The 20,543-nt window shown below is 71.1% G+C and carries 21 protein-coding genes; 8 read left to right on the forward strand and 13 right to left on the reverse strand.

Annotated elements, in window-relative coordinates:
- Positions 1-134: 134 nt before the first annotated feature.
- The gene (locus tag KZC50_RS05135; protein WP_310890851.1) at positions 135-1,232 is read right to left on the reverse strand and encodes an ABC transporter permease; all 1,098 of its coding nucleotides are present in this window, start codon (positions 1,230-1,232) and stop codon (positions 135-137) included.
- Positions 1,229-2,113, reverse strand: a complete 885-nt coding sequence (locus tag KZC50_RS05140; protein WP_310890852.1) for an ABC transporter ATP-binding protein — start codon at positions 2,111-2,113, stop codon at positions 1,229-1,231. Before KZC50_RS05140 ends, KZC50_RS05135 begins: the two co-directional genes overlap by 4 nt.
- Positions 2,114-2,342: 229 nt before the next feature.
- On the opposite strand from KZC50_RS05140, the gene KZC50_RS05145 reads away from it, so the two are divergent.
- A complete protein-coding gene (locus tag KZC50_RS05145; RefSeq protein ID WP_053546926.1) occupies positions 2,343-2,912 on the forward strand; it encodes an NADPH-dependent FMN reductase in 570 nt (189 codons plus the stop codon).
- A 43-nt stretch (positions 2,913-2,955) separates the two neighbouring features.
- Here KZC50_RS05145 and KZC50_RS05150 read toward each other — a convergent pair whose 3' ends face one another.
- Positions 2,956-3,690 (reverse strand): response regulator, encoded by a 735-nt coding sequence (locus KZC50_RS05150; RefSeq protein ID WP_310890853.1) that lies wholly within the window; start codon positions 3,688-3,690, stop codon positions 2,956-2,958.
- A complete protein-coding gene (locus KZC50_RS05155) occupies positions 3,687-5,021 on the reverse strand; it encodes a sensor histidine kinase (RefSeq protein WP_310890854.1) in 1,335 nt (444 codons plus the stop codon). The genes KZC50_RS05150 and KZC50_RS05155 overlap by 4 nt, the downstream gene beginning before the upstream one ends.
- A gap of 109 nt (positions 5,022-5,130) precedes the next feature.
- Between KZC50_RS05155 and KZC50_RS05160 the strand changes: the two genes are divergently transcribed.
- Together KZC50_RS05160 and KZC50_RS05165 are read left to right on the forward strand one after the other, a co-directional pair.
- Complete coding sequence (locus KZC50_RS05160; RefSeq protein ID WP_310890855.1) at positions 5,131-5,373, forward strand: hypothetical protein; 243 nt, start codon at positions 5,131-5,133, stop codon at positions 5,371-5,373.
- Positions 5,374-5,398: 25 nt separating this feature from the next.
- On the forward strand, positions 5,399-5,959 hold the full coding sequence (locus KZC50_RS05165; RefSeq protein ID WP_310890856.1) for a hypothetical protein: 561 nt from the start codon (positions 5,399-5,401) through the stop codon (positions 5,957-5,959).
- Between the two features lie 22 nt (positions 5,960-5,981).
- Here the strand turns inward: KZC50_RS05165 and KZC50_RS05170 are convergent, their stop codons facing one another.
- A complete protein-coding gene (locus KZC50_RS05170; protein WP_053546930.1) occupies positions 5,982-6,821 on the reverse strand; it encodes an exodeoxyribonuclease III in 840 nt (279 codons plus the stop codon).
- A 61-nt stretch (positions 6,822-6,882) separates the two neighbouring features.
- Between KZC50_RS05170 and pyrE the strand changes: the two genes are divergently transcribed.
- Complete coding sequence (pyrE, locus tag KZC50_RS05175) at positions 6,883-7,461, forward strand: orotate phosphoribosyltransferase (protein ID WP_310890857.1); 579 nt, start codon at positions 6,883-6,885, stop codon at positions 7,459-7,461.
- Positions 7,462-7,828: 367 nt separating this feature from the next.
- On the opposite strand, the gene KZC50_RS05180 is transcribed toward pyrE, so the two are convergent.
- The gene (locus tag KZC50_RS05180) at positions 7,829-8,638 is read right to left on the reverse strand and encodes an HAD-IIA family hydrolase (protein ID WP_053546932.1); all 810 of its coding nucleotides are present in this window, start codon (positions 8,636-8,638) and stop codon (positions 7,829-7,831) included.
- Between the two features lie 39 nt (positions 8,639-8,677).
- Between KZC50_RS05180 and KZC50_RS05185 the strand changes: the two genes are divergently transcribed.
- Positions 8,678-9,691: an SDR family NAD(P)-dependent oxidoreductase gene (locus tag KZC50_RS05185; RefSeq protein ID WP_310890858.1), complete on the forward strand. Its 1,014-nt coding sequence runs from the start codon at positions 8,678-8,680 to the stop codon at positions 9,689-9,691.
- On the forward strand, positions 9,691-10,110 hold the full coding sequence (locus KZC50_RS05190) for a DoxX family protein (RefSeq protein WP_053546934.1): 420 nt from the start codon (positions 9,691-9,693) through the stop codon (positions 10,108-10,110). Before KZC50_RS05185 ends, KZC50_RS05190 begins: the two co-directional genes overlap by 1 nt.
- Before the next feature lie 16 nt (positions 10,111-10,126).
- Here KZC50_RS05190 and KZC50_RS05195 read toward each other — a convergent pair whose 3' ends face one another.
- The 4 genes from KZC50_RS05195 to KZC50_RS05210 are packed head-to-tail and all read right to left on the reverse strand — an operon-like array spanning position 10,127 to position 13,363.
- Positions 10,127-10,762 (reverse strand): metal-dependent transcriptional regulator, encoded by a 636-nt coding sequence (locus KZC50_RS05195; protein WP_310890859.1) that lies wholly within the window; start codon positions 10,760-10,762, stop codon positions 10,127-10,129.
- Between the two features lie 5 nt (positions 10,763-10,767).
- The gene (locus KZC50_RS05200; protein ID WP_310890860.1) at positions 10,768-11,664 is read right to left on the reverse strand and encodes a metal ABC transporter permease; all 897 of its coding nucleotides are present in this window, start codon (positions 11,662-11,664) and stop codon (positions 10,768-10,770) included.
- A complete protein-coding gene (locus KZC50_RS05205) occupies positions 11,661-12,428 on the reverse strand; it encodes a metal ABC transporter ATP-binding protein (protein ID WP_053546937.1) in 768 nt (255 codons plus the stop codon). Before KZC50_RS05205 ends, KZC50_RS05200 begins: the two co-directional genes overlap by 4 nt.
- Positions 12,425-13,363 (reverse strand): metal ABC transporter solute-binding protein, Zn/Mn family, encoded by a 939-nt coding sequence (locus KZC50_RS05210; RefSeq protein ID WP_310890861.1) that lies wholly within the window; start codon positions 13,361-13,363, stop codon positions 12,425-12,427. Before KZC50_RS05210 ends, KZC50_RS05205 begins: the two co-directional genes overlap by 4 nt.
- Before the next feature lie 201 nt (positions 13,364-13,564).
- Here KZC50_RS05210 and KZC50_RS05215 point away from each other — a divergent pair, with 201 nt between their 5' ends.
- Both KZC50_RS05215 and KZC50_RS05220 read left to right on the forward strand, forming a co-directional pair.
- Positions 13,565-14,122, forward strand: coding sequence for a DUF6578 domain-containing protein (locus KZC50_RS05215; RefSeq protein ID WP_310890862.1), 558 nt, complete (start codon positions 13,565-13,567; stop codon positions 14,120-14,122).
- Between the two features lie 214 nt (positions 14,123-14,336).
- Positions 14,337-15,407: a spore photoproduct lyase family protein gene (locus tag KZC50_RS05220; RefSeq protein ID WP_310890863.1), complete on the forward strand. Its 1,071-nt coding sequence runs from the start codon at positions 14,337-14,339 to the stop codon at positions 15,405-15,407.
- Between the two features lie 312 nt (positions 15,408-15,719).
- Here the strand turns inward: KZC50_RS05220 and KZC50_RS05225 are convergent, their stop codons facing one another.
- The 3 genes from KZC50_RS05225 to KZC50_RS05235 are packed head-to-tail and all read right to left on the reverse strand — an operon-like array spanning position 15,720 to position 20,424.
- Positions 15,720-16,685: an NAD-dependent epimerase/dehydratase family protein gene (locus KZC50_RS05225; protein ID WP_310890864.1), complete on the reverse strand. Its 966-nt coding sequence runs from the start codon at positions 16,683-16,685 to the stop codon at positions 15,720-15,722.
- On the reverse strand, positions 16,682-19,405 hold the full coding sequence (locus KZC50_RS05230) for an alpha/beta fold hydrolase (protein ID WP_310890865.1): 2,724 nt from the start codon (positions 19,403-19,405) through the stop codon (positions 16,682-16,684). Before KZC50_RS05230 ends, KZC50_RS05225 begins: the two co-directional genes overlap by 4 nt.
- Positions 19,402-20,424: a 3-oxoacyl-ACP synthase III gene (locus KZC50_RS05235; protein ID WP_310890866.1), complete on the reverse strand. Its 1,023-nt coding sequence runs from the start codon at positions 20,422-20,424 to the stop codon at positions 19,402-19,404. The genes KZC50_RS05230 and KZC50_RS05235 overlap by 4 nt, the downstream gene beginning before the upstream one ends.
- Positions 20,425-20,543 lie beyond the last annotated feature (119 nt).

The following is a 20,543-nucleotide window of genomic DNA, read 5'->3' on the forward strand; positions in this document are numbered from 1 at the left end:
CGCCCCGGGTGCGCGGCCGGCCCCGTACCGAACTCCTCAGATCCGCGCGGAGAACGGCTGTGGGGGCCGATTCTGTGCAGAATCGGCCCCCACAGGAGGAGTTCGGCCCGCCGCGGCGGCGGCGCCGACCCGGGTTACCGGGAGAGCGCCTCGCGGAGCTTCACGCGCGCGCCCATCCGGAGGAGGGAGTTCTGGTAGATCTTCGCGCCGACCACGATCGCTGCGATGCAGGTCACGACGAGGATCGCCAGCGACAGCAGCGGCTCCCACCACTGGGTGTCGCCGAGGAAGATCCGCATCGGCATGCCGACCGGTGCCGAGAACGGCACGTACGACATGATCCCCAGCACCAGCGGGTTGTCGAAGAAGAAGATCACCAGGAAGTACGGCGCCATCACGAGCATGGTGAGCGGCGTCGTGGTCGACCCGATGTCCTCCTGCCGCGACACCATCGACGCCGCGGCGGCGAAGAGGGATGCCAGCAGCACGAACCCGAAGAGGAAGAACACCCCGAACCAGGCGATCGGCGCCCCGAGCCCCTGGAGCAGTGCGGTCTGCCCGGTCACCGTGAGCCCGACCACCGCGATCGCGGCGAGGACGAAGATCTGCCCCATCGCGAGGATCGTGTTGCCGATCACCTTTCCGGCCAGCAACGCCCGCACCGGGACGGCGGAGATGAGGAGCTCCACCACGCGGGTCTGCTTCTCCTCCACGACGCTCTGGGCGATCGTGCCGCCGAACATCGACGCGGCGAAGAGGAAGACCACACCGAATCCGATCGCGGCGATGAACCCGAGGGCGGCGACGCCGTCCTGCGGCTGCAGCAGCTCCACCGTCGGCACCTGCGCGAACTGCATCAGCAGGGTCGACGAGACGCTCTCGTCACCGAGCACCGAGAATCCGACGGGGGATGCCGGGTCGGCGAGGATCGCCACGTCGACGTCCCCGGCGCGGACGAGCTCTTCGGCCTCGCCGCGCGACGAGACCTGAGTGAGCTCGAGGTTCGGCACCTGCTCGACGTAGCGCGCCGAATCGGAGGTGACGGCGACGGGGGTCTCGCTCGAAGACCCGGCGGCGAAGCCGGCCCAGATGACACCGGCGAGCGAGACGAGCATGAGGATCGCCGACGAGATGACGAAGGCCTTGCTGCGCAGCTTCGAGCCGATCTCGCGTTCGGCGACCAGCCACACGCTCTGAGCGGTGGACGGCGCTGCGGGGGTGGCGGTGCTCATCGGATGACCTCCTTGAAGATCTGGGCGAGGGACGGATGCTGCGGCGCGAAGCTCGCGACATCGCCGCGGGAGAGGGCGTCGCGCAGCACCCGCTGCGCGGCGTCGTCGCTGTCGGCGTCGAAGACGGCGTAGCCGCCGTCGAAGTCGAGGACCTCGATGCCGGGCTGGTCGCGGAGCCACCCCGCGTCGCCCGCGGAGACGAGCTCGAAGCGGCGGTTCGCGTGCTGGGCGCGGAGCGCCTCGCGCTCGCCGGCCGCGCGGATCGTTCCGCCGGCGATGATGACGAGCTCGTCGCACAGGCGCTCGACCACGTCGAGCTGGTGGGACGAGAAGAGCACGGCGGTCCCCTGCGCCGCGCGGTCCTGCAGGACCCCGGCGACGACGTCGACCGCGAGCGGGTCGAGGCCCGAGAACGGCTCGTCCAGGATCAGCACCTCGGGGTCGTGGACGAGAGCCGCGGCGATCTGCGCACGCTGCTGATTTCCGAGCGACAGGGTCTCGACGTTGTCGCCGAGGCGCTCGCCGAGTCCGAGCTGCTCGAGCAGGGCGCGGCCGCGTGCCTCGGCATCCGTCTTCGTGAAGCCGTGCAGCCGCGCGAGGTAGACGATGTGCTCGAGCACCTTCATCTTCGGGTAGAGCCCGCGCTCTTCGGGCATGTAGCCGAAGCGGCGGCGGTCGGCGGCGGTGACGTCGGCCCCCTCGAGGGTGACGGACCCGCCGTCCTTGCCGAGGACGCCGAGCACGATGCGCATCGTCGTGGTCTTCCCCGCGCCGTTGCCGCCGACGAAGCCGGTGAGTCGACCGGGCTTGACAGTGAAGGACACGTCGTCCAGCACCCGGCGACTGCCGTAGTTCTTGGTGACGCCCGATAGCTGCAGCATCTTCTCCTCCTGAGACTCGCGCTCCGCCGGGTTCGGCGAGCATGACTCCACGCTAGGGAGGGCGGCCTCCGGGCACCTCCGCCCGGCGGGGGAGATCCGACATCCCCCGGGGAGGGGAGAGGGCTTCATTCACGGGAATAGACGCGGGGGAGGGGTGGTTCGAGCCTCGTGGAACGTCCACGGTGGTCTCCGCCGTGGACGTCGTTCGTTTTCCGAGCAAGGAGTATCCATGAGCGACCGCACCATCGGCTACATCGTCGGCAGCATCTCGTCGACCTCCATCAACCGGCGCCTCGCCAAGGCGCTCGAGCGTCTCGCGCCCGCCGGCACGACGCTGGTGGAGATCCCGATCAAGGACCTGCCGTTCTACTCGCCCGACCACGACGCCGACTACCCGGCCGTGGCGACCGAGTTCAAGAACGCCATCGACGAGGTCGACGGTGTGATCATCGTCACGCCCGAGTACAGCCGCTCGATCCCGGGCGTGCTGAAGAACGCGCTGGACTGGGCCGCGCGTCCGTGGGGTCAGGGCTCGTTCGACGGCAAGCCCACCGCCGTCATCGGCACCTCGCAGGGCGGTATCGCCACCGCCGCCGCGCAGCAGCACCTGAAGGCGATCCTCAGCCACTACAACGCCCCGACCCTCGGTCAGCCCGAGGGGTACGTGCAGACCACGCCGGGTCTGTTCACGGATGCCGGCGAGGTCACCAACGACCAGACGGCGGAGTTCCTCGTGTCGTACCTCGAGGCCTTCGGTGCCCTCGTCGACCGCTACGCCCGCGTCCCCGCCTCGGCGTGACGCCGACGGATCCCCCCCGGATCCTCGAGCGGCTCGGGGCGCGTCAGACCAGTCCGTGCCGGTGGGCGTAGACCACCGCGGCGACCCGGTCGCGCGCCCCGAGCTTCTGCAGCACGTTGGAGACGTGGGTCTTCACCGTCGCCTCGCCGATGTAGAGGCGCTGGGCGATCTCGGCGTTGCTGAGCGCCTGACCGACGAGCGCGAGCACTTCCCGCTCGCGCTCGGTGAGGTCGGGGATGACGGCCGGGGCGGCGCTCGGCGCGGGTGCGCCGGACGGCGCCCTCCCGAGGCCTGCGGGGTTCGCGGGGGCCGCGTTCGCGGACATCGCGGCGGGGGCCGTGTTCGGGGCGAAGCGCGCGATCACGCGACGGGTCACCTCGGGCGCGAGCAGCGCGTCGCCGGCGGCGGCGACGCGGACGGCGGTGACGAGGTCGTCCGGATCGGCGTTCTTCAGGAGGAACCCGCTCGCCCCCGCCTGCAGGGCCTGGAAGAGGTAGTCGTCGCGATCAAAGGTCGTCACGATCACGACCGCGGTGTCGAGGGTCTCGTCGGCGACGATCCGGCGGGTGCCCTCGATCCCGTCGACGCCGGGCATCTGCACGTCCATGCACACGACGTCGGGGCGGAGAGCGGATGCCGAGGCCGCGGCATCCGCTCCGTTGGCGGCTTCGCCCACGACCTCGATGCCGGCGGCTTCGAGGATCATGCGGAAGCCGGTGCGGACGACGGCGTGGTCGTCGACGAGGAGGACCCGCAGCGGCGCGGCGGTCGCGGTCATGAGGTCACCTCCCGGGAATCAGTCGTGAGGGCGGGGACCGAAGCGGTCTCCGGTGCGGTGCTCGCGGGAAGAGGGATGCGCGCCCGGACGAGGAAACCGCCGCGGGCGCGCGGTCCCGCCTCGAGGGTGCCTCCGGAGGCGGCGGCGCGCTCGCGCATGCCCAGCAGGCCGAGGCCCGGACGCACCTCGACCGGCGCGCGACCGGTGCTGGTCACCTCGATCTCGACATCCGTCTGCCCGTACCGCACGCGCACCTCCGCGGTCGCGCCGGGACCGCTGTGGCGCCGCGCGTTCGTGAGGGCCTCCTGCGTGATGCGGTAGAGGTTCACCTGGGCCGTCTCGGGAACAGGACGGGGGGCGCCGATCCGCTCGATCGAGGTGGGGAGCCCGTGCGCCGCGGCGTGCGCCACGAGGTCGTCGAGCGCGTCGAGTCGGAGGATCGATCCGTCGAGGGTGTCGCCCGGATCATCGGCGTCGGCATCCGAGGTGCGAAGCGTTTCGAGGAGGTGGCGGAGCTCGGTCAGCGCCTCGCGGGCTTCGGCCTCCACCTGGCGGAGGGCTCCGCGTGCGGCATCCGGATCGCGATCAAGGACGGCGCGCGCCGCGCCCGCCTGGACCCCCATGGCGGAGACGTGGTGGGCGACGACGTCGTGGAGCTCGCGAGCGATGCGGACACGATCGAGGGCGACCGCCTGCGCGGCTGTGCGCTCGCGCTCGCGCTCGAGCTCGAGAGTGCGGAAGGTGAGCACTCGCCGTTCCATCGCCGCGGCATATGCCCGATCGCCCATGTAATACGCGCCGCCGAAGAACGCGATGTTCACGAGGAACTGGATGAGCATGAACGACAGCCAGGGCGAGAGGATCCCCTCGCGCGAGAGCCCGTCGTCGCTCGGGTCGATGGCGGACTGGAACGTCGTGACCATCAGCCAGACGAACATCCCGACGATGATCCCCGAGCGGACGAGGAGGGCTCGGCGGCGGTTGTCCACCCACGCGCCGACGGTGTACATCGAGATGAAGATGGCGATGTTGCCGACGTAGACCTCGGGGATGCGGGCGCTGATCCCGACGAAGAACACCACGGCGATGACGATCGCGACGATCTCGGGGTACATGCGCCGGAGGGCGAGGGGAACGGTGAGGCCGGCGGCGTAGAGCAGGACCCACTGCATCGCGGGCGGGTCGACGCCGTAGATGCCGGATGCTGCGCTGAGTGCCGTGCTGACGATCGCCGAGATCAGGAGCACGGCGGCGAGCAGGGCGTCCGCGCGCACGTCCCGGATGGTTGCCGGCTCACGCCCGATCGGCGGCTCGAGAAGGGGTCCAGGCATCCCTCCACGGTACGGGGGAGGAAGGACGCGGACATCCCCCGTGAGACGGATGCGGGGCGGTGCGCGGGTGACGCACGCTGGAGGTGCATCGTTCACCGGAGGGAGCACCATGGCATCGTTCGAGAAACTCCTGTGGGGAGACAGCGCGGATCCGCGACGGGAGTTGGCGGAGATCTTCCCCGACGACACGGGGTCAGCGGTGGTCCGGGCGAGGGAGTGGGCGCGTGATGTCATCGCCGACGCGGGTGTGGAGGCGTCGGATGAGTTGCGCGCCATCCACGCGCTCCGGGCGGCCGAGCCGAGGCTGTCGCTGAAACCCGCCCGGTATCTCGCGGCGCAGCTCCGAGGCTGAGGGCGGGTACTGCTACGGTGCGGCTGTGAGCGAAACGGATGCCGCCACCCTCCACCGACGTCGCCGGGACGTGCCGATCGGCGTGGTCATGGTCGGCATGTCACTCGTCGTCTGGTGGCCCGCGTTCACCGTCGGAGTGTGGGGTGAGATCTTCTACACGCAGATCCTGGCGCTCTGGGCGGCCTCGACGGCGGCATTCGTGTTCGTCCTCGTCGAGCGGCGGCCCGTGGGTGTGCGGCTGCTGCGGGCATTCCTCCTGCTGCTGCCGACGGCGCTGATCATCCTCATGTTCGTCATCAACGACGAAGAGGAGGACATCTTCATCCTGCTCATCGACGTCGCGGCGCTCCTCGCCGTGCTGATCGGGCTCCCCTTCACCCTCTGGGTGCTGGTGCGGATCGTCTGGCCGGACTTCGCCCATGAGATGAGTGCGGGAACGAAGTGGCTGATCACCGTGGTGGTGCTCGGAGTGGCGGTCGTCGCATTCGTGCTGGGCCTTCTGCACCCCTACTTCCTGAACTGCGAGGACTTCACGATCGCCGGCAACCTCCCGCCCGACGGGTGCACGCCGATGCCGGAGGAGTAGCGCGGGCCGACGCGGGCTCAGGTCACCAGATCATCGGGCGGTCGTCGTCGTCCGGACCGTCGAGATCGAGGTCGACGACGACCGGGACGTGGTCGCTCGGCCCGTCGCCCTTACGCTCGTTCCGGTGGATCGACGCGCCCGTGACGGCATCCGCGAACGCCTCCGACCCGAGGATGAAGTCGATGCGGAGCCCCTGGTTGCGGGGGAATCGGAGCTGCTTGTAGTCCCAGTACGTGAAGCCCTCGGGAACGAGCGGTCGGACGACGTCCCGGAGCCCCGCCGCCTCGAGTGCGGCGAACGCCTCCCGCTCGACCGGCGAGACATGCGTGGAGAACCCGGGGACGATCGTCGGGTCGCCGTTGTCGGCATCCGTCGGAGCGATGTTGAAGTCGCCGACGAGGGCGAGGGGCGTCGCGGGGGAAGCGGTCAGGGTGTCGCGCGTGAACTCCTCGAGGGCCTTCAGCCAGTGCAGCTTGTAGGTGAAGTGCGGGTCTTCGAGGGCGCGGCCGTTGGGAACGTAGAGGCTCCACACGTCGACCCCGCCGACGCGGGCGCCGATGGCCCGGGCCTCCTGCGGGGCATCCGGTCCCTCATGTCCCTTCGCGAAACCGGGCATGCCCGGGAAAGACGTGCGGACGTCTTCGAGCGGCTCTCGGCTGGCGATCGCGACGCCGTTCCACTGGGAGAATCCGTGCGCCTCGACGTGGTAGCCGGCCTCCTCGAACTTCTCGAAGGGGAACTGCTCGACCTTGCACTTGATCTCCTGCATCGCCAGGACGTCGATGCTCTCGCGGACGGCGAAGTCGACGGTGCGGTCGACGCGGGCGCGGATGGAGTTGACGTTCCAGGTGGCCAGACGCATGGATTCAAGAATAGGCGCGCGCGGGCACAGCGCCGGCGGGCGGCCCTCGTAGACTGCAGGGGTGACCGTCGCCTCCACGCCCGAGCTCGAAGCCGATCGCCAGAACCTCATCGCCCTGATCACGGACGAAGCGGTCTTCCACGGGGACTTCACCCTCTCCAGCGGCAAGAAGGCCACCTACTACGTCGACATGCGCCGGCTCACGCTCGACCACCGCGCCGCCCCCGCGATCGGCCGCATCATGCTCGACCTCATCGGTGAGATCGACGGCGTCGTCGCGGTCGGCGGACTCACCCTCGGCGCCGACCCGATCGCCAACGCGGTGCTGCACGAGTCGGTGCGCGCCGGCACCCCGCTCGACGCTTTCGTCGTGCGCAAGGAGCCGAAGGACCACGGGCGCGGACGTCAGATCGAAGGAGCGGATGTCGCGGGCAAGCGCGTCGTCGTCGTCGAAGACACCTCCACGACCGGGCAGTCGGCGCTGAAGGCCGTCGAGGTCTTGCGTCGGGAGGGCGCCGAGCCGGTCGCGGTCGCCGTCATCGTCGACCGCAAGACCGGGGCTCAGGCCGCGGTCGAGGAGGCCGGGCTGCAGTGGGTCGCGGCGATCGACCTCGACGACCTGGGGCTCGCACCGCAGTAGCGGCTCGGGTTCGGGTGGGGCCTACTTGTCGCGATTGCGGATGTAGCTCCACACGAACACCATCAGGGTGCCGAGGATGGCCACCCCGGTGATGCCGAACAGCAGGTTCTGCTCCAGCTCGTTCATCATTGCGGTCTCCTTCGGTCGGCGGCATCCGCAACGATACGGGCCATGCGCGCCGTGCGCGTGTCGGGGCGCCGGGCGGCGGGTGCGCGGGGCGGCGTGTGCGTAACTCCTGCGATTCGGCGGGTTCGGGGCCGCCGGGCGGGGTTTCGGGCGGTTTCGGGCCCGGATCGGAGGAGTTCGGCCCGCCGGGGGTGCCGGCCCGGAGGCGCGGGCCCGCCGGGGGCGCGGGCGGCGCCCGGGGTCAGATGCCCTCGGGCATCTCCGACTCCACCGGCTCGGGCGGGAGAAGGTCGGCGACGGAGTCGAGGATCTCGTCCGGACGGAAGGGGTACCGCTCGATCTCGGCCGGGTCGCTGATGCCCGTGAGCACCAGCACCGTGTGCAGTCCCGCCTCGATACCGGCGACGATGTCGGTGTCCATCCGGTCGCCGATCATGCCCGTGGTCTCGGAGTGCGCGCCGATCCGGTTCAGCGCCGACCGGAACATCATCGGGTTCGGCTTGCCGACGACGTACGGCTCCATGCCCGTCGCCTTGGTGATGAGCGCCGTGATCGCACCGGTCGCGGGCAGCACGCCCTCGGTCGACGGTCCGGTCGCGTCGGGGTTCGTCGCGATGAACCGGGCGCCTCCGCGGATGAACCGGATCGCCTTCGTGATCGCCTCGAACGAGTAGTTGCGCGTCTCGCCGACCACGACGTAGTCGGGATCGGTCTCGGTCATGATGAACCCGGCCTCGTGCAGGGCGGTCGTCAGCCCCGCCTCGCCGATGACGAACGCCGTGCCGCCGGGCATCTGACTCTGCAGGAAGTCGGCTGTCGCAAGGGCGGAGGTCCAGATCGACTGCTCCGGAACGACCAGTCCCGACGCCCGCAGCCGGGCCGAGAGATCGCGCGGCGTGAAGATCGAGTTGTTCGTCAGCACCAGGAACGGCACGCCCTGATCCCGCCATGTCTGCAGGAGTTCGGATGCCCCGGGGACGGGCGTGTTCTCATGGACGAGCACGCCGTCCATGTCGGTGAGCCAGCATTCGATGTCACTGCGGGTCCGCATGATGCTCAGCCTACGGGCCTCGAGGCGTAGGGTCGGAGCGTGGCGCGAGACGAATGGGACCCCCGCACTCTGCCGGACCTCTCTGCCCACTCGTATCTGATCACCGGAGCGAACGCCGGGCTCGGCTTCTTCGCCGGCGAGCAGCTCTTCCGCGCCGGCGCGCGCGTGATCTTCACGGGCCGCAATCCCAACCGCCTCGCGGCGGCGCGGGCGGCGGTCCGCCGCAGGACTCCGGATGCCGATCCCGAGCGCGCCGACACGCTCCTCCTCGACACGAGCAACCTCGGGTCGATCCGCTCGGCCGCCGCCAGCGTGCGCGGTCGGGGTCCGCTGTCGGGGCTTCTGCTGAATGCCGGGATCGTCCATCCGCCGAAGACGCGCGAGGCGACCGTCGACGGTCACGAGGTCGTTCTGGCCACCAACGTCCTCGGGCATTTCGCCCTCGCCGGTGAGCTGCTCGTCCGCCTCGCCGAGGCCCGTGGCCGCATGGTGTGGGTCGGCAGCATGTCGACGTCCCTCACCCCGTACGACCCGGTCGACCCGCAGCTCACGACCGATTACTCACCGTGGCGGGCGTACGTGCAGTCGAAGGTCGCCTGCACCGCGCTCGGCTTCGAGGCCGACCGACGTCTCCGCGCCGCCGGCGTCCCCGTCTCGAGCGTCGTCGCCCACCCCGGCTACTCCACGAGCGGGCGCACCCCCGGCATCGTCGGGGTCAACGCCCCCCGTCGCCTCACGCGGTTCGCCGACAACCTGCAGGCTCCGATCACGCAGTCCAAAGAGCACGGCGCCTGGTCGCTCGTGCGCGCGCTCGTCGATCCCGACATCGAGGGCGGTGAGTTCTGGGGACCGCGCACGGTCGCCCGCGGCGAGCCGCGTCGGCAGAAGGCCTCGCGCATCACGCGCGACCCCGCGGTCGCCCAGCGCCTGTGGGATCTCGGCGAGGCGGCGACCGGCGTGCAGTGGCCGCTGGCCGCGGCAGCCGCGGCGAATCCCGTGACCGACGGGTCCGACGCGACCGGCGGTGTCGACGGCCCGGAGCGCGCCGCGTGATGCGCCGGATCGCACGGGCTGCGCTCGTCGTCGTCCTCGCCGTCGCCGGCGCGATGCACTTCACGTGGGGGCGTCGCGGATTCCGGCTGGCCGTTCCGGATGCCGTGCCCCGCGCCACCGGGCTCTCGAAGGATCAGGTCGTCCTGTGGTCCGGAGCGGTCGAGATCGGCCTCGCGGCCGCTCTCACCGGCGCCGCCGCGCGAGCGCGGGTCGGGGGCTCGGCATCCGCTCTCCGCCGGGTGGGGACGATCGTCGCGGTGTTCTTCGTCGCGGTGTTCCCCGGGAACATCCATCACTGGCGAAGCGGCCGTTCGGTGCCGGGCCTCGACACCGATGCGAAGCGATTCGCGCGGCTCTTCCTGCAGCCGGTCCTGGTGGCGTGGGCGCTGTGGTCGACGCGCGAGCCCGCGCGGCGCTGACCCCGAAACGCGGAACCTACGCGCTCAGCCAGATCCCGGATGCCGCGCCCTCGGGCAGCGCCACCTCGGCCTCGCCGATCCGCACGCGCGCGGCATCCTGCACCGTCGCACGGGTGCCGACGTGCATGCCGACCGCTTCGACGGCGCGCAGCAGCTCCGGATCGCGGTCGCTGACCCGGATCACCTCACCGGTGTGGCCCGGGGACGCCTCGGCGAGCAGCACGAACGGGCCCCGGTCGACGTCGCCGTTCGCGTCAGGGATCGCGTCGCCGTGGGGGTCGAACCGCGGGTGTCCGAGGAGGGTGTCGATGCCGTCGAGCAGACGGTCGCTCACGGCGTGCTCGAGGACTTCGGCCTCGTCGTGCACCTCGTCCCACGCGTAGCCGAACTCGCGCACGAGCCACGTCTCGATGAGCCGGTGGCGGCGGATGATGGATGCCGCGCGGCGGCGTCCGGCATCCGTCAGGGTGATCGGGCCGTAGGGGCGGTGCGACACGAGGCCCTGGGCGGCGAGCTTGCGCACCATCTCGGTGACGCTGGAGGGGGCGAGGCCGAGCACCGACGCGAGCTGCGAAGGCGTGATCGGATCGTTCTGCCACTCGGTGTGGTGGTAGATCGTCTTCAGGTAGTCGTCGACGGCAGGGGAGGCCACGGTATTCAGGGTAGCCGGGGTGCCGGGGCGGGCCGGTTCGGCGCTGTCCGCCTGCGGCGGCGTCGGCGGATCACGCGTCCGATGAGCCCGTGGCGCGGCGAGAAGAGGTAGGCGAGGGCGAAGAGGGCTCCGAGGACGAGCACGATCGTGCCGCCGGGGGAGGCGTCGAGGAAGTACGAGAGGTAGATCCCGACCACGGCGCTCACCGCAGCGACGGTCGGGGCGATCCAGAGCATGCGTCCGAACCGGTCGGTGAGGAGGTACGCCGTCGCGCCCGGGGTGATCACCAGCGCGACGACGAGGATCACCCCGACCGCCTGCAGGGCCACGACGACGGTGACCGCCAGTGCCGTCAGCAGCACCGCGCCGAGCACGCGTGGGCTGAGGCCGATCGTGCGGGCGTGGGCGGGATCGAAGGCGTAAAGGACGAGGTCGCGACGCTTCAACAGCAGGACCGCCATCGTCAGTGCTCCAAGGATGGCGACCTGGATGAGCTCCGCCGTTCCGACGCCGAGGAGGCTGCCGAAGAGGATGTGGCTGAGGTCGGTCTGGCTCGGAAAGACCGAGATCAGCACGATGCCGAGCGCGAACAGCGACGTGAAGACGACGCCGATCGCGGCATCCTCCTTCACGCGTCCGGTCGCGCGCACACCGCCGATGAGGAGCACGGCGAGGAGTGCGAACACGAGTGCCCCGAGCGCGAACGGCGTGCCGACGAGGTAGGCGATGACGACGCCGGGGAGCACGGCGTGGGCGACGGCATCTCCCATCAGCGACCAGCCGATGAGCACGAGCCAGCAGCTCAGGATGCCGCAGACCACCGCCGCGATCAGGGTGACGGCGAAGGCCCGCTGCATGAAGACGAACTGCAGCGGCTCGAGGAGGAGGTCGATCAGGGTCATCGCGGGTCCTCCCCTTCGGTGCGCGCCCCGTCGCGGTCGAGGACGTCGACGCCGAAGGCGCGGATGAGGTTGTCCGGACGGAGCACCTCGGCCGGGCTTCCGTGGACGATCACGCGCCGCGCGAGGAGCACCGCCTCGTCGCAGAGGTCGGCGAGCCCGGCGAGGTCGTGGGTCGAGACGACGACCGACCTCCCCTCGGCGGCGAGGTCGCGGAAGAGCGCCGTCAGCGACTGCTGCGTGCGGGTGTCGACGCCGGCGAAGGGTTCGTCGAGGAGGAGGATGCGGGCATCCTGCGCGAGGGCGCGGGCGACGAAGGCGCGCTTGCGCTGTCCGCCGGAGAGGCGCCCGATCTGCCGGTCGGCGAGGTCGCCGAGTCCGACGCGGTCGAGAGCGTGGGCGACCGCCTCCCGATCGGCGCGGCGGGAGCGCCGGGTGGGGCCGAGGAACCCGTAGCGCCCCATCATCACGACGTCGCCGACGCTGATCGGGAACGCCCAGTCGACGTCCTCGGCCTGCGGGACATAGCCGACCGTGCCGCGACGGCGGGCGCGGGCGGGGGTGCCGCCATCGATGCGAATGCCGCCCGTGTCGGGCCGGACGACGCCCATCACGGCCTTCAGCAGCGTGGATTTGCCCGAGCCGTTGATGCCGACGAGGCCGCAGACGGTGCCCCAGGGGATCGTCACGTCGACGTCGACGAGCGCCGGGGTCTCGCCGTAGGCGACGGAGAGGTCGGTGACCTCGATCGCGGGGGTTGTGGTCATCGTCCGGTCCCTCCGGTGAGGCCGGCGGCGATGACGTCGATGTCGTGCCCCATGAGGTCGAGGTAGGTCGGCACGGGGCCGTCGGGTTCGGACAACGAGTCGACGTACAGGGTGCCGCCGTACGCGGCATCCGTCTCCTCGGTCACCCGTAGCATCGCCTCGTTCGACACGGTCGACTCGCAGAAGACGGCGGGCACGTCGCGGTCGCGGACGTACTCGATGACGTCGCCGGTGCTGCGCGGCGTGGCCTGCTGCTCGGCGTTGACGGGCCAGAGGTAGGCCTCGCCGAGCCCGGCGTCGCGCGCGAGGTACGAGAACGCCCCCTCGCACGTGACAAGTGCGCGCTCGGATGCCGGAATCGCGGCGACCGCGGCGGCGAGTTCGGCATCCAGTCGGTCGAGTTCGGCGGTGTACGTCTCGGCGTTCGCTGCGTAAGCGGCGGCGTTGTCGGGATCGAGATCGGCGAAGGCGGCGGCGATGTTCTCGACGTAGATCGCGGTCGCGCGCGGCGACATCCACGCGTGCGGGTTCACGCGGCCCGCGGCTTCGCCCCCCGCGATGGCGATGGTCTCGACGCCCTCGCTCGCGACGACGGTCGGGACGTCGAGGTCGCGCGTGAAGGCGGCGAACCAGGCCTCGAGTCCGAGTCCGTTGTCGATGATGAGGGCGGCGTCCTGCGCGCGCCGCACATCGCCGGGGGTCGGTTCGTAGCCGTGGATCTCGGCGCCGATCTTCGTCAGCGACTGCACGACGAGGTGCTCGCCCGCGACGTTCTGGGCGATGTCCTGCAGCACGGTGAACGTCGTGAGGACGACGGGGCGGTCGTCGGCCGCGGGTGGGGTGGGGGTGGTCGCGGGGGTGCAGCCCGCGAGGGCGAGCGCGGCGACGACGGCTGTCGCCACACCGGCTGCGGCTCGTCGGGCACTTTTCGGCACACCGAAATCATACGGATCTTTCGGTGCGCCGAAAAGTGTTGGGCGGTGGTGGTGGGTGCGGCTGTCGAGGCTGCGCGTCCCGAACTCCTCAGATCTGAGCGCTGAATGCGTGTCGCGGCGGTTTCCACAGGTGCGGTGGCGGATTCGAGGAGTTCGGTACGGGGGTGATCGCCGATCCCGCGCCTCGGTAGCGTGGTGAGCATGACCCGCGTGTGGCTGACGACCTGGGAGTGGGAGTGCTGCGGTGATTCCTTCGTGGTCGGCGACGACATCGAATTCGGGATTTCCGCGCGCGTGCCGGAACCGTTCGTCACCGAGTTGCTGGGGCCGGAGCTCGCGAAGACGATCGACGCGTTCGAATCGCACCACGAGGAGGAGTTCGCCGATCGCGTGCGCGGCCGCGTCGTCGGGATACACGCGGTCGTGCACGATGTCGAGGAGCGACGATCCCTCCGCCGCCCGGGCCACGGCGCCCCGCCGAACGCTGCGGTGCCCGCTGAGGGCGAAGAATGGCCGATGAATCGCCTCGGCCTCGGCGAGGGAGTCTTCGCGGGCTCGCGGCCCTCGCGCTACGTGACCACGATCGTCGACGTACCCGGCACCGCGGCGCTCCAACCCCGCACCGCTGTGCGCGTGCCGACCGACGAGGACGATTCCGACACCGCCCGCCCGGAAGGTGACGTCGACGCGGACGACCCACCCGCAGTGAGGTTGATCCGCGCGCGGGCGGGATGGATCGTCGACGTCGACGAGGGCTGATCCGGCACGGCCCTGGTCCTCTGTGCGCTCGTGGGCGCGTCGGACATAGCGTCCCAGGTCTCGCGCGTACCGAACTCCTCAGATCCGGGGCGCTGAATGCGCGCGGCGGTGTTTTCTGCAGGTGCGGTGGCCGGATCTGAGGAGTTCGGTACGGGGTGACTCGCCCATCGAGGGTCGCGGCGCGGATGTCGGGGGTTCGAGGTAGACATGACGGATGCCGGAGACCACCGCGCCGCTGATGCGCGTCACCCGCATCTATGCGGAGGATGCCGCACGGGCGTTGCCGCGCGGCCAGGAGGTCGTGGGCAGATGGCCGGACGCGGAGGTCGTCCCGATCGCGTCGCACTGGCAGATCCCCGAAGTCCACGGCGATGAGACCAATGTCTCCCGATGGGTGCGGATCAAGACCGAAGCCCTCGTCCTCGGCGTGAAGAAGAGCGTCGTCACTCGTCCGAACGGTCGCTCCGCCGACTTCATCGCGCCGTCGACGGCGAACGGCTGCGCCATGGCGTGCGCGTATTGCTACGTGCCCCGGCGGAAGGGCTACAGCAACCCGGTCACCGTCTTCGCGAACATCGATCAGATCACCCGGCACGTCGCACGGCATGTGGCCAAGCAGGGTCCCAAGACCACGCCGAACCAGTGCGACCCGGAAGCCTGGGTCTACGACATCGGTGAGAACAGCGACTGCTCCGTCGACGCGATGCTGAGCGAAAACGTCCGCGATCTGTGCGACCTCTTCCGCATGACCCCGACGGCGAAGGCCTCGTTCGCGACCAAGTTCGTGAACCGCGACCTCCTCGACTGGGACCCCGCGGGACGGGTCCGCGTGCGCTTCTCGCTCATGCCGCACGCCGTGGCGAAGGTCACCGACATCCGCACCTCTCCGATGAGCGAGCGGATCGCCGCGATCAACGACTTCGTCGACGCGGGCTACGAGGTGCACGTCAACTTCTCGCCCGTGATCCTCACCCCCGGCTGGGCCGAGGAGTGGACCGCGCTCTTCGAGGAGCTCGACGCCTCCCTGCACGCTCGCGCCAAGGCGCAGCTCGCGTGCGAGGTGATCTTCCTCACCCACAACGAGCAGCTGCACGACGTCAACCTCGGCTGGCACCCGAAGGCCGAGGAGCTTCTCTGGACGCCCGAGAACCAGGAACCGAAGCTCTCGCAGAATGGCGCCGTCAACGTCCGGTATCGCTACGGACTCAAGAGCGTCGCCGTCGCGCAGCTCGAGGCGCTCATCGCCGCGAAACTGCCGTACTGCCGCGTCCGCTACGCGTTCTGACCGGCCCACCGGAGGGCCTGTGCCGACGTCCGGGCGGACGTAACTCCTCTGATCCAAGGGTCCGGCTGCTGCCCGCGGGTGATTTCGGGCGATTCGGTGTCATTTCTGAGGAGTTCGGTTCGCGCTCGCCGCGCGGCGCGTCTCGGGCGGGGACACGACCCGCGCGTACCGAACTCCTCCAATGTGGTGGCCGGGGCGCCCCAGACCGGGGTTTCGCGTGCGCACGCGCCGGTTTCGAGGAGTTCGGCTCAGCGTTCGCCGCGCAGTCGCACGGAGATTTACCGGGCGACACGCCCGGACGGATGCCGCGACTCAGGCGTAGTGCGCGGCGAGGCGGCGGAGGCCCTCGTCGATCGACACGGTGGGCGCCCAGTCGAGAGCGGCGCGGGTCTCGCGCTGGTCGAACCAGTGCGCGGTCGACAGCTGCTCGGCGAGGAACCGGGTCATCGGCGGCTCGTCCTCGCCGGGACGCAGCGCCCACAGCCTCTCGATGACCGAGCCCGCACCGCGACCGACCGCCGCGGGGATGCTCCAGCGCGGCGGACGCACACCGGCCGCGCGGCACATGCCCGCGAGCAGGTCGCCGACGGGCCTGGGTTCACCGTTGGTGAGGACGAAGGCGCGGCCGCGTGCGGCATCCGCTCGGTGAAGGGCGGCGACGATGCCGGTGGCGGCGTTGTCGACGTACGTCGAATCGATCAGCGCCGTGCCGCCGTTGAGGAGCGGCAGGCGCCCGCGGCGGGCGCGGTCGATGATGCGCTCGACGAGCTGGGTGTCGCCCGGCCCCCACACCAGGTGCGGGCGGATCGCGGTGATCGGCATCGCGGCGCTGTCGCGGCCAAGCGCGATGAGTTCGGCCTCGGCCTTCGTGCGGGCGTATGCTCCGTGCGCGTCGGCGGGCGAGGCGGGGTCCGCCCCGACCCCGGCGAGGGCCGACCCGGCGTGGGCGACCGACGGCGACGAGACGTACACGAACCGCGAGACCCCCGCGGCCCGCGCGGCGTCGAGCAGCCCGACCGTCGCGTCGACGTTCACCGCGCGGAACTCGGCTTCGTCCCCGGCGAGCGACACCTTCGCCGCAAGGTGCACGACCCCCTCGGCCCCGTCGACGGCACGGTCGCGTACGTCGGCATCGGTGACGGAGCCCAGGATGTCCGTGACGCCGGTGACTCCCGAGGGGCGGCGCTGCAGCGTCCGCACCACGTGCCCCTGCGCGACGAGCTCGGCGGCGACGGCGCGGCCGAGGAAGCCCGAGGTTCCCGTGGCGAGGACGATCACGGCGCCACCGGACGCTCTCCGGCGAGCACGCGCTCAGCCCACTCCGACAGGCGGGTGCGGTCGATCTTGGAGTTGTGACGGATGTCGGTCGGCAGCGCCGGCACGGCGAGCACCGCGGCGAGCGGCGTCGAGGTCGCTGCGCGCACCGCTTCGGTCAGCGCGGGATCGGCGAGCCCGGGACGGGATGCCGCGGGCACGGTCTCGACGACGGTGACGGCCTGACGCAGCCGATGCGGCCCGACGCCGACGACGGCCGCGCGGCGCACGCCGTCGACCCGCTCGATCTGCTGCTCCGGTCCGACCGGCGCGAGGGGACCGTCTTCCGTGACGATGACGTGCGGCAGACGCCCCTCGATCCAGAGGCGTCCCGCCGCGTCGAGGTGCCCGATGTCGCCGGTGCGATGCCAGCGACCGCCGTCATCCGGCACGTCGCTGACCGCTGCGCGGTCGGTCAGCCACAGGCGGTCGTAGTGGTCCTTCAGGTGCGCGGCGCTGATGAGCACCTCGCCGAGGACCCCCGGGTCCTCGCTGGCGATCCCGGTCGCGCGGCCGTCGGCGTCGAGGGCGCTGATCCGGACGCGGTTCGCCCCGATCGGTGCGCCGACGAGCACGCCGGAGTCAGCGGCATCCGTGGCTGCCGTGATCTCGTCGAGCGTGACGTCGGTCACCAGCAGGCACTCGGTCATGCCGTAGGGGGTGTGCGCGGTCGCGTTCGGCATGAGCGCGCCGATCGAGGTCAGCAGCGGCGCGCCGACGGGGGCGCCGGTGGAGAGGAACGCGTCGACGCGCGCGAGTGCCTCGCGATCGGCATCGGTGAGCGACCCGGCGGTGGCGACGACGTTCAGCACCGCGGCGGGCGAGAGGAACACCATCCGCGCGTCGGATGCGCGCACAGCCGCCGCAACGGATGCCGCGGTGAGGGTGCGGGGAGCCGAGACGTCCATGTCGGGCGTCGCCGACCGCGTGCCGAGGGCGGGTCCGAGGAGCGCGAACGGCGCGAACCCGGTGACGAGGCCGGTGTCGGCGGTGACCCCGAAGTGCGCGGCGAGCACGTCGCGGAGGGCCGCGAGCTGGCCGTGCGTGTACGCGACGCCCTTCGCCGGTCCGGTCGATCCGGAGGTGAAGAGGATCGCGGCGGGGTCGTCGGCGCCCGGCTCGTCGGGCAGGTCGGAGTGCGCGCCCAGGGCGGCGACGTCGGCCAGGCAGGTCGCGACCCCGAGGGCCGCGGCGGTGAGGCGCGGCAGACGCGAGGCCGAGATCCGCAGCCCGGGCCAGCCGAGCACGCGCGCGGCGGTGAGGCCGGGAAGCTCGCCGATGATGACGTCGGGCCAGGCGCCGCGGACGGCGCGGGTGAGTCCCTTCACGCCGAGGCCGGCGTCGGCGACGACGACGACCGCGCCGATCCGGAGGCACGCGTAGACGATCGCCGACAGGGTCGGGCCGGGTGGGACGAGGATCGACACGCGGTCGCCGCGCTGGACGCCCATCGCCGAGAGGCCCGCGGCGATCTGACGCACGCGGGTGTTCAGCTGCCGCCAGCTGACCCGGAGGGGCTCGGTGGCCGAGTTCGAGGTGGTGCCCGCGGCGCTCCGCGTCATGTCGATGACGGCGGTGCTGTCGTCGTCGGCGCGAGTCTGGAGGGCCCGGAAGATCGGGGTGAAGGGTCCGGCCGCGGCCGCGGGCGACGCGGGGTTCACGGCCGACGGAGCGGCATCCGTTCCGATGCGCTCGCCGATGCGTTCCCCGAGCCAGGCGAATACCGCGTCGGCGACCGGCCGTTCTTCGGCGATCATGTGCCCGGCGCCCTCGAACCGGTGGACGTCGGCGTGCGGCAGGCGCGTGACGAGGTCGTCGAGGTAGCGGTCGCCGAAGATCGGGTCGCGCGGACCCCACAGCATGAGGGCCGGCACGGTCAGCGCGGCGACGCCGGCCGCGATGCGCTCGAGCTCGACGAAGCTCTCGTGGCGCGCGTCGACGGGGATGTCGGCGACGAATCCGCCGATGCCGTCGCGACGATCGGCCGAGGCGTAGGGGGCGCGATACGCGTCGCGGACCGCCGGATCGAGCGCGGGCGACGCGAGGGAGAGCGTCGTGTCGAGGAAGGCGGTGGTGCGCACCGTCGACGCCGCGAGCACGCCGCGCGCCCCGGCGAGGCGCAGCGGCGCCGGGATCGGCACGCCCTCGGGGTGGTGGATCGCGGTGTTGAGCATCATGACGCCCGCGAGCTGCTCGGGATGGTCGACCGCCCAGCCGAGCGAGACGACCCCGCCCCAATCGTGGCCAAGGGTCACGACATCGCCGTCGAGCTCGAGCGCGTCGGTGAGGGCGCCGAGATCCTGCACGCGCTGCGCGAGCGGGCGACGGATGCCGGTCCGCTCGGAGTAGCCCATCTCGAGCTGGTCCACCGCGATGACCCGCCAGGCGGGTGCGCCGGTGCGGGCCGCCTCGACGGAGCCCGACAGCACGCTCCGCCACAGGTACGACCAGGTCGGGTTGCCGTGGACGGCGAGGATCGTTCCGACCGGCGTGAGTCCGAGCTCGTCGAGCGCGGGCTGCGAGTCGAGGAGGTGCCAGGAGCGGGAGGCGCCGGCATCCGTTCCGCGTCCGGGCACCGTGACGATGCGCGAGAACCGGGGGTCGAGACCAGGGAGCCCCGGCGACGGAACCTGCGCGCGGCCGGATCGGGCGGGTGCGCCGGCAGCCGCGGCGGAAGAGGTCACCAGGCCAGTTCCATCATCGCCGTGTTGAGGCCCGAGCCGACGCCCATGAGGAGGACCCGATCGCCTCGTTGCAGGGTCTTCTGCTCCTCGACGAGGGTGATCGGGATCGACGCGGGGCCGACGTTGCCGAGCGTCGGGAAGGTGGTGGGAACGCGCGAGCGGTCGAGCTTGGCTGCCTTCACGATCGCGTTCGTGTGGACGGAGGAGACCTGGTGGGTGATGTAGCGGTCCATCTTCGACCAGTTCCACTCGGGTGCCGCCTCTTTCCAGGCCGACACGACGAGGTCGAGTCCGCCCTTCAGGAGCGCCTTGGCATCGGTGAACATGCCGTCGACGCTGCCGACGCAGAGCTCGTGGAACTGCGTCGCGGCGCGGGTCACGCCGCCGAGGATCCGGTGGCCTTCGGGGTGCTCGTCGGCGCGACCGAGGACGGCGGCGGCCGACCCCGAGCCGAGGGTCAGCGAGGCGAACTCGCTCATGAACCCGTCGCGGTCGGCATCCGAATTCACGAGGCGGTTGATGGTGTTGACCTGGATCTCGTCGGCGTCCTCGCCGTTGACGACGATCGCGTAGCGGATCTGACCCGACTCGATCATGCTCGCGGCGAGGCTCATGCCGTTGACGAAGCCGAGGCAGGCGTTGGCGACGTCGAAGTTGATGGCGGATGTCGGCAGGCCGAGGCCGTGGTGCAGGCGCACGGCGACCGAGGGCTCGAGGTGCTTGCGGGTCACCGAGGTGTTGATGAGGAGGCCGACCTCGCTCGGGTCGACGCCGGCGTCGGCCAAGGCGCGGGCGCCGGCCTGGATGGTGGCGTGGTCGGTGGCTTCACCGTCGGCCCAGTTGCGCCGCTCGACGACGCCGGCGACGCGCTGCAGGAGGCCGGGCCGGAGTTTCAGACGCGCGAGGGCGCCCTCGAGGCGCTGCTCGATGTCGGCGGACGTCGTCACCCGCGAAGGGAGCACGCTCGCGACCGACAACAGGGAGACGTTGTCGAAGCGCGTCGTCGCATTACCGGCCACGAAACCTCCGTCACGGGACGTACGCGCCCGCGTCGCCCAAAGCCTTGATTTTACGCGTCCCGCATAGCTTCGTGGGCATATGCGGGTGTGGGGTATGCTCCGCGGCCGCCTCGGGGGTG

This window comes from Microbacterium aurantiacum, assembly GCF_031625015.1.
Lineage (GTDB): Bacteria > Actinomycetota > Actinomycetes > Actinomycetales > Microbacteriaceae > Microbacterium > Microbacterium aurantiacum.

Coding starts and splice junctions, on each gene's coding strand:
- KZC50_RS05135 (WP_310890851.1), bottom strand. CDS start 1,232: ATGAGCACCGCCACCCCCGCAGCGCCGTCCACCGCTCAGAGCGTGTGG.
- KZC50_RS05140 (WP_310890852.1), bottom strand. CDS start 2,113: ATGCTGCAGCTATCGGGCGTCACCAAGAACTACGGCAGTCGCCGGGTG.
- KZC50_RS05145 (WP_053546926.1), top strand. CDS start 2,343: ATGAGCGACCGCACCATCGGCTACATCGTCGGCAGCATCTCGTCGACC.
- KZC50_RS05150 (WP_310890853.1), bottom strand. CDS start 3,690: ATGACCGCGACCGCCGCGCCGCTGCGGGTCCTCCTCGTCGACGACCAC.
- KZC50_RS05155 (WP_310890854.1), bottom strand. CDS start 5,021: ATGCCTGGACCCCTTCTCGAGCCGCCGATCGGGCGTGAGCCGGCAACC.
- KZC50_RS05160 (WP_310890855.1), top strand. CDS start 5,131: ATGGCATCGTTCGAGAAACTCCTGTGGGGAGACAGCGCGGATCCGCGA.
- KZC50_RS05170 (WP_053546930.1), bottom strand. CDS start 6,821: ATGCGTCTGGCCACCTGGAACGTCAACTCCATCCGCGCCCGCGTCGAC.
- KZC50_RS05180 (WP_053546932.1), bottom strand. CDS start 8,638: ATGCGGACCCGCAGTGACATCGAATGCTGGCTCACCGACATGGACGGC.
- KZC50_RS05190 (WP_053546934.1), top strand. CDS start 9,691: ATGCGCCGGATCGCACGGGCTGCGCTCGTCGTCGTCCTCGCCGTCGCC.
- KZC50_RS05200 (WP_310890860.1), bottom strand. CDS start 11,664: ATGACCCTGATCGACCTCCTCCTCGAGCCGCTGCAGTTCGTCTTCATG.
- KZC50_RS05205 (WP_053546937.1), bottom strand. CDS start 12,428: ATGACCACAACCCCCGCGATCGAGGTCACCGACCTCTCCGTCGCCTAC.
- KZC50_RS05215 (WP_310890862.1), top strand. CDS start 13,565: ATGACCCGCGTGTGGCTGACGACCTGGGAGTGGGAGTGCTGCGGTGAT.
- KZC50_RS05220 (WP_310890863.1), top strand. CDS start 14,337: ATGCCGGAGACCACCGCGCCGCTGATGCGCGTCACCCGCATCTATGCG.